The sequence below is a fragment of the Streptosporangium fragile genome (assembly GCF_039534445.1).
Classification (GTDB): domain Bacteria; phylum Actinomycetota; class Actinomycetes; order Streptosporangiales; family Streptosporangiaceae; genus Streptosporangium; species Streptosporangium fragile.
The window spans coordinates 61,491-69,420 of record NZ_BAAAVI010000048.1 but is presented as its reverse complement, the minus strand read 5'-3'; the positions used below and the strand labels follow the sequence as shown (position 1 = coordinate 69,420).

Sequence of the window (7,930 nt, the reverse complement as noted above, 5' to 3'; positions counted from 1 at the left end):
CACGTAGCGGGGCGCGCCGGGCGCGGTGATGTCGAACCGGTGCACCTCCGTCTCCTCCGGCGGCTGCTCCGGCGTCCCGGCGGGGGAGGGCGTCGCCTCGGCCGTCGACGTCGCCGGCGTGGGCGAGACGGTGGTGCCCGGCTCGGGGGAGAAGGTCGCGGTGGGCACCGCGCTTCCGGTGGGCGCCGCCGACGAGGTCGCGGTCGGCTCCGGCAGCAGGCTCGGCTGGGGGTCGGCGGCCGCGGCCTCCCCGCCGATCCCCGGCTCGATCGGCATGGGCCACCACCAGCGCGGGTTGCTGGCCACGTACAGGCTGGAGGCGGTGCCGTAGACCGTGTCACCGTCGGCGGCCACGCTGATCGGGGAGGTGTCGGCGAGCGGCTGCGACAGGTCGAGGGTGTGCACGGTCAGCATCGACGTCCCGGTGTACTCCGCGGGGTGGCTGACCCGCCCGCACTCGACCGTGCGGCTCGCGGTCTTGCCGTCGGCCGAGGCCAGCTCGTACTTCGGCAGCCACGCCTCGATCGGGGCCTTGGCGACCACCTCGGTGTTGCGCCGGGTGCGCTCGTTGTCCGGCAGGTCGGGGCCGAAGTCGGGGAAGGTGATCTGGGGCTGGCTGCGGACCACGATCCGCACCGTGGAGCCGACCATCCTGGCGTCCACGTGGGAGCCGTCCGGGGTGAGCGAGCCGATCGTCTTCGGCTGCCCGGACAGGTCGACGAGGACGTAGTGCGGTCCGGGGCTCGGCGGCCGTTTGGCCACCGCGCCGAACGGGATGATCCCGCCGCCGGAGAACAGCACCAGCGCCCGGTCGCCGCTGACGAGCAGGTCGGCCGGGGCCCAGGCCTGCTCGTCGTCCACGAGCTTGAGCGTGCCGGTGACCTTCCTGGTCGCGGTGTCCACCACCCGGAGGACGCCGCGGTTGACGGTGATCATCCGGTCGCCGTCGGTCTTCGCCAGGTCCGGCTCGTCGACCCCGGCCTCGTGCGTGTTCGTGGTGGAGTGCTCGGGCGCGCCGGCCCCGGACTTGGCGGCGGCAGCGTCCGAGCGCGCCTCCGCGTACAGGATCGGCGGGCCGCCGATGCCCCAGGGGCCGACGTTCTTCGCCGTCGCCGCGCGCAGCCCGGCCAGCATGTCGTCGCAGCCGCTGTAGGAGACCAGTTTGACGTTCCCCAGGTCGAGCGGTGCCGTACGGCCGGCACCGGATCCCGTCCCGGTCGAAGTGCACGCCGTGGTGAGCAGCGCGGCGGCGAGGGTGACCGCACCGGCCGTACGAATGGATGTCCTCATGCCCCCTAGACGGATCACTGTAAAGGGAGGTTCAACGACGTCCAACCGGCGAATCCGGCCATTCGCGGCGGAGAAGCCGACCCTCTTGCTACTGACCGGTAGTCACCGCCTGCCTCGTCCGATTACCCTGCGAGCATGTCGCTTCCCCCCAACGTGACCCGGGCACTCGACCCCCGCATGGTCGAACGCGTCGTACGGCAGGTGGCCTCCGGCGGGAAGACCCAGGAGATCGTCGCGCCGTTCACCGGCGAGGTCCTCGCCGAGGTGCCCGTATCCACCGCCGAGGACGTCCGCGCCGCCCACGCCAAGGCCCGTACGGCCCAGCGCGCCTGGGCGGCGCTGCCCGTGCGCGAGCGGGCCGCGCCCTTCCTGCGCCTGCACGACGCCCTCCTCGACCGCCGCGAGGAGATCCTCGACGTGGTCCAGTGGGAGACCGGCAAGGCCCGCAGGCACGCCTTCGAGGAGGTGCTCGACGTCGCGATCGGCAGCCGCGGCGACGCGCGGCGCGCTCCCGGCCTGCTGGAGCCCCGGCGCCGGCCCGGCGTCTTCCCCGTCGCGACGCGGACGGTCGAGGAACGCCGGCCGCGCGGCACCGTGGCTGTGATCTCCCCGTGGAACTACCCGCTCGCGCTGGGCGTCGCCGACGTCGTCCCCGCCCTGCTCGCGGGGAACACCGTGGTCCACAAGCCCGACACCCGGACCGCGCTGTCCACGCTCTGGACGATCGACCTGCTGGTCTCCCTCGGGATGCCACGTGAGATCTGGCAGGTGGTCCTCGGCGACCCCGCCGAGATCGGAGATCCGCTGCTCGACGGCGCCGACTACGTGGCCTTCACCGGCTCCACCCGGGCCGGCCGGGCGATCGCCGAGCGGGCGGGCGCGCGCCTGATCGGCTGCTCGCTGGAGCTGGGCGGGAAGAACCCGATGCTCGTCCTCCGCGACGCGGACCTGGACGTGGCGGCCCAGGGCGCGCTCCGCGCCTGCTTCACCAATGCCGGGCAGCTCTGCCTGTCCGTCGAGCGGCTCTACGTCCACGACTCCGTCCACGACGAGTTCGCCGACCGGTTCGTCCGCCTGACGCGGAACATGAAGCTCGGCGCCGGGCTCGACTGGAGCGTGCAGATGGGCTCGCTCTCCTCCCGGCGGCAGCTGGAGGCGGTGACCGCCCACGTGGACGACGCCGTGGCCAGAGGCGCCCGCGTCCTCACCGGCGGCAGGGCCCGCCCCGACGTCGGCCCGCTGTTCTACGAGCCGACCATCCTGGCGGACGTCGACGAGAGCATGGCCCTGTGCCGTGCCGAGACCTTCGGGCCCGTCGTCGCGCTCTACCGCTTCTCCGACGAGGACGAGGCGGTCGAGCTGGCCAACGACACCGAGTACGGACTCAACGCCTCCGTCTGGAGCCGCGACGTGCCGCGTGCGCGTGCGCTGGCCGCCCGGATCAGGGCGGGCACCGTCAACATCAACGAGGGGTACGGCTCGGCCTACAGCTCCTACGACGCCCCCATGGGCGGCATGAAGTCCTCGGGGCTGGGCCGCCGCCACGGGTCGGAAGGGCTGCTGCGCTACACCGAGGCGCAGACGGTCTCCAGCCAGGCCGCCTGGCTGGGCTTCGAGCCGATCCTCGGCCTGCCGTACGACAAGTACGCCGACACTCTCGCGGCCGCGCTCAAGATCATGAAGCGGCTCGGCCTGAAGTAGCGAGCCCTGAGCCGGCGGGCCCCGGGGCGGCGGGGTCCGCCGCGGCCCGGACGCCGCCCGGCGGCCATCTTCCGAACGGAGTCCCGGATGTTCGACTATGACGTGCTGGTGATCGGATCGGGGTTCGGCGGGAGCGTCTCGGCGCTCCGCCTGACGGAGAAGGGGTACCGGGTCGGGGTGCTGGAGGCCGGGCGCCGCTTCGACGAGAGCACCCTGCCGAGGACCTCCTGGCGCGTCCGCGACTTCCTGTGGGCGCCGGGGCTGGGCCTGAAGGGCATCCAGCGCATCCACGTGCTGCGCGGGCGGAAGGGCACCGGCGTCATGGTCCTCGCGGGCGCCGGGGTGGGCGGCGGCTCCCTGGTCTACGCCAACACCCTCTACGAACCCCTCGGCCCGTTCTTCGCCGACGCCCAGTGGGCGGACATCACCGACTGGAAGGCCGAGCTCGCCCCCTACTACGACCAGGCCAAACGCATGCTGGGCGTGGTGCTCAACCCGACCGTCACCCGCGCCGACGAGATCGTCAAGAAGGTCGCCGACCGGATGGGCGTGGGCCACACCTTCCGCCCGGCCCCGGTCGGCGTCTTCTTCGGCACACCGGGCGAGGAGGTCGACGACCCCTACTTCGGCGGCGCGGGGCCGCGCCGCCGGGGCTGCACCGAGTGCGGCGAGTGCATGACCGGCTGCCGGCACGGGGCCAAGAACATGCTGACCAAGAACTACCTGCACCTGGCCGAACGGGCCGGGGCCAGGGTCCACCCGGAGACCACGGTCACCTCGGTCGTCCCGGTGGAGGGCGGCTACCGGGTCGAGACGGCCCGCACGGGCGCGCCCTGGCGTCGCCGCGCGTTCACCGCCGAGCAGGTGGTCTTCGCGGCCGGCACGTACGGCACCCAGCGCCTGCTGCACCGCCTCAAGGCCACGGGCACCCTGCCCCGGCTCTCCGACCGCCTCGGCGCCCTCACCCGGACCAACTCCGAGGCGCTGCTCGGGTTCGAGCGCCCGTCGGCCAAGGGGGAGAAGCTCAACCGCGGTGTGGCGATCACCTCCTCCATCCACCCCGACGCCCACACCCACATCGAGCCGGTCCGTTACGGAGACGGTTCCAACGCCATGGGTGTGCTCCGCTCCCTGCTCGTCGACGGCGGGGGCGCCCCGCGCTGGCTCAAGTTCCTCGGCCAGGTCCTGCGCAGGCCGCACCTGGCGCCCCGGCTGTTCAACCACCGCCGCTGGTCCGAGCGCGCGATCATCGCCCTGGTCATGCAGGCCAAGGACAACTCGATCACCCTGTCCGCGCGCCGGGGGCCGTTCGGCTGGCGGCTCCGCTCCGGACCGGGTCACGGCGAGCCCAACCCCACCTGGCTCCCGGCCGGCCACGAGTTCGTCCGGCGCGCCGCCGAGGAGATCGGCGGCATACCCGGTGGGAGCTGGCTCGACCTGTTCGACATCCCGGCCACCGCGCACTTCCTGGGCGGCTGCGTCATCGGCGCCGGGCCCGACACCGGGGTCATCGACCCCTACCACCGCGTCCACGGCCACGAGGGCCTGCACGTCGTCGACGGCTCCGCGATCTCCGCGAACCCCGGGGTCAACCCCTCGCTCACCATCACCGCCCAGGCCGAGCGCGCCATGGCCCTGTGGCCCAACCGCGGCGAGCCCGACCCCCGCCCCGCCCCGGGCTCCCCCTATGTCCGCGTGCCGCCCGTCGCCCCCGGCGCCCCGGCCGTCCCCGCCGCGGCCCCCGGGGCCCTGCGTCTCCCCATCGTCGGCATCACCTGATCAGGCGACCGGGCGCCGCCCGGTCCCGCGTCCGGCCGAGCTGGCGAAATGTCGTGATATACACCACTATCCCGGTGTGATGTGGAATGTCGAAGAGTTCGTACGCGCCGCCGGCGTGACCGTCGACGAGCTGGCCGCGTACGTGGACGGGAGTCAGCGCGGCCTGCCTCCCGTCCTCCGCCGCAGGCCCCCGCGAGAGCTGGCCGAGCGGCTCGGGCTGGCCCGGTGGATCCGCGAGGGCGGCATGACCGAGGAGAGCTACGGGGAGTTCCTGCGCGCCTACCTCGCCGAGGGAACCCGGCTGCACCACCCCGCCCAGCTGGGCCACCAGGTCGCCGCCCCCGACTTCCCCGCCGCGCTCGCCGACTTCGTCCACGGGGCCGCCAACAACCCCATGGCGATCTACGAGATGGGCGCCTCGGCGGCGACGGTCGAGTTCGAGGTGCTGCGCTGGATGCTCGGCAAGGTCGGCTTCGGGGAGGCGGGTGGCGGGGTGCTCACCCACGGCGGGTCCCTGGCCAACCTCACCGCGCTGCTGGCCGCGCGGGCCGCCGCCGCGCCGGACGCCTGGACCGACGGCGTCCCCGGCGACCTCGCCCTGCTCGCGCCGGCGTCGGCGCACTACTCGCTCACCCGCGCCGCCGCCATCCTCGGGCTGGGCGAGCGCGCGGTCGTGCCGCTGGACGTCGACGGGCTCGGCAGGATCGACGTCGCGCGCCTGCCGGACGCCCTGGAGCGGACGCGCCGGGCCGGGCGGCGGCCGATGGCCCTGGTGGCCAACGCCTGCGCGACCGGGACCGGGCTCTACGACGACCTGCGCGGCATCGGCGAGTTCTGCGCCGCCCACGGGGTCTGGTTCCACGTGGACGGCGCCCACGGCGCCTCGGCGCTGCTCTCGGCCGAGCACCGGCACCTGCTCGACGGGATCGGCCTCGCCGACTCGATGATCTGGGACGCGCACAAGATGCTGCGGACCTCCAGCCTGGCGGCGGCGGTCCTGACCCGGCGCGAGGGCGACCTGGACGCCGCCTTCCGGCAGCGGGCCAGCTACCTGTTCTACGGGGACCAGGGCTCCGACCTCATCGGCAGGACCGTGGAGTGCAGCAAGGCCGAGCTGGGCCTGAAGGTCTTCCTCAACCTGGCCTGGCGGGGCGAGCGCGGCCTGGGCGAGTACGTCGCGCGGCAGTACGCCACCGCGCACCGCTTCTGGGAACTGGCCCGCGAGCGACCGGGCTTCACCTGCCCGTACGAGCCGGAGAGCAACATCGTCTGCTTCCGGTACGGCACCGGCGACCAGGCCGCCCTCCGCGAGCGCCTGATGGAGGAGGGCTCGTTCCAGCTCACCTCGGCCGAGGTCGGCGGCGTCCGCCACCTGCGGGTGACCGTCATGGCCCCCGCCACGGACGACAAGACCCTCCAGGCCATGCTCGACCGCATCCCGGATCTGGCGGGCCCGCCCGCCGCGTGACCGGGCCGCCGGGCGGGGCGGGCAGGACGCCCGGCGCGGCCCCGTACGGGGTCTCCTCGTCCGGGCGGGCGCGCCGGTGCGGCACGGCGCGCCCGCCCCGCAGGCGGTTCCGGCCCGATCGTCCCGGGATCTTCCCGGCCCTCCGTCCTGGTATAGCGTCACGCCCATGACCGAACTCGACAGCCGCCTCCGGGCGGTGTGCGACCTCGCCGTCGCCGGCGTCCGTGAGATGGCCGGCCGCCACGAGTACGACGGGGTGATCCAGGACCTCTCCCCGGAGGGCGTACGCGCGGGGCTGGCCGCGCTGGGCAGGGGCCCGCTGCCCGCGGACCCGCACGACGCGGCGCACCTGCAGATCTTCGAGGATGCCGCCCGGGTCCAGCTCGGCGAGCTGGAGCTGCACCGCCGCAATCCGCTGGAGCACCTGGGCAATCTCGACCTCGCCACCTACGACCGCGAGTACGCCCCCGAGGCCGAGCGGACCGCCGCCAAGCACGCCCACCTCGCCCGCTGGCCCGAGGCCGTGGACAACGCGATCGCGGCGCTGGACATGCTCAGCGCCCCCGTGGCGACCGCGCTGTTCGGAGCCGTGCGCGGCCTGGGCGCCGGGGTGCCGGCGGACGCCGACGAGCAGGTGCGCGAGGCGGCGCTGAAGGCCCACGCCCGCCTGGTCGAGCACATCGAGCGGGCCACGTTCTCCGGTGACCCGGACGCCTCGCTCGGCGCCGACGGCCTGGCCCGGCTGATGGGCTCGGGTGACGGCCTCCCGGTCGACCTGGGCCGGCTCGCCGAGCGCGCCGACGCCGAGCGCGACCGGCTGATGGAACGGCTCGCCGACGCCTGCGCCCGGCTGGGCGAGGCCGGGCGGCCGCCGCTGGACGTCGCCCGCGAGCTCGTCCGGCAGCACCCCGGCCCCGACGGCGTCGTCGAGGCGGCCCGGGCCGGCGCGGAGCGGGCGATCGCGTTCACCCGGGAGAAGGACCTGGTGCCCTACCACGACGGCGAGTGCCTGGTCGGCATCGCGCCCGAGTCGCGCCGCTGGGGGATGGCGATGATGAGCTGGTCGGCGCCCGGGGAGCCGGACGGCCCCTCGTGGTACCACGTGACCCCGCCCGACCCCTCCTGGCCGGAGCGCGACGTCGAGGAGTGGCTGGAGGTCTTCAGCGAGACCACACTGCCCGCGATCGACGTGCACGAGGTCGCCCCGGGGCACTTCTCCCACGGCCGGGCCATGCGCCACGTCCGCTCCGACGTGCGGCGCACGCTGATGTCGACGGCCTTCGCCGAGGGGTGGGCGCACTACGCCGAGGAGCTCTGCGTGGAGGAGGGCTTCGCGCCCGACGACCCGCGCTTCGAGATCGGCGTCTGGCTGGAGGCGCTGATCAGGGTGACCCGGCTGGCCTGCGCGATCGGCGTGCACTCCGGCGCGATGACCGTCGAGGAGGGCGCCCGCCGCTTCGCGGCCGACACCCACATCACCGGCCCGGCGGCCAGGTCGGAGGCGGCCCGCGCCACCTTCGACCCGACCTACGGCCGCTACACCTGGGGCAAGCTGGAGATCCTCCGCCTGCGCGAGAGGGCCAGGACCGAGTGGGGCGCGGGGTTCAGCCTGAAGCGTTTCCACACCGCCATGCTCGACCTCGGCTCCCCGCCCCTCGGCCTGCTCGACCGGGCGCTCTGACCGTCCCGGGC

The 7,930-nt window shown here is 74.3% G+C and carries 5 protein-coding genes; 4 read left to right on the top strand and 1 reads right to left on the bottom strand.

Translation table 11 applies throughout. The annotated features are described in order from the left end of the window. Nucleotides 1-1,290 (bottom strand): beta-propeller domain-containing protein (locus ABD841_RS27715; protein WP_344977958.1); only part of this gene is annotated, 1,290 nt, incomplete at its 3' end. A gap of 135 nt (nt 1,291-1,425) precedes the next feature. On the opposite strand from ABD841_RS27715, the gene ABD841_RS27710 reads away from it, so the two are divergent. From ABD841_RS27710 to ABD841_RS27695, 4 genes are all read left to right on the top strand, one after another. After that, the gene (locus tag ABD841_RS27710; protein ID WP_344977957.1) at nt 1,426-2,991 is read left to right on the top strand and encodes a succinic semialdehyde dehydrogenase; all 1,566 of its coding nucleotides are present in this window, start codon (nt 1,426-1,428) and stop codon (nt 2,989-2,991) included. Nucleotides 2,992-3,078: 87 nt separating this feature from the next. Beyond that, nucleotides 3,079-4,770, top strand: a complete 1,692-nt coding sequence (locus tag ABD841_RS27705) for a GMC oxidoreductase (protein ID WP_344977955.1) — start codon at nt 3,079-3,081, stop codon at nt 4,768-4,770. Nucleotides 4,771-4,849: 79 nt separating this feature from the next. Then, entirely contained in the window at nt 4,850-6,238 is a 1,389-nt protein-coding gene (locus ABD841_RS27700; RefSeq protein WP_344977953.1) for a pyridoxal phosphate-dependent decarboxylase family protein, read from the top strand. Between the two features lie 166 nt (nt 6,239-6,404). Further along, the gene (locus ABD841_RS27695; protein WP_344977951.1) at nt 6,405-7,919 is read left to right on the top strand and encodes a DUF885 family protein; all 1,515 of its coding nucleotides are present in this window, start codon (nt 6,405-6,407) and stop codon (nt 7,917-7,919) included. The last annotated feature ends 11 nt before the right edge of the window (nt 7,920-7,930 follow it).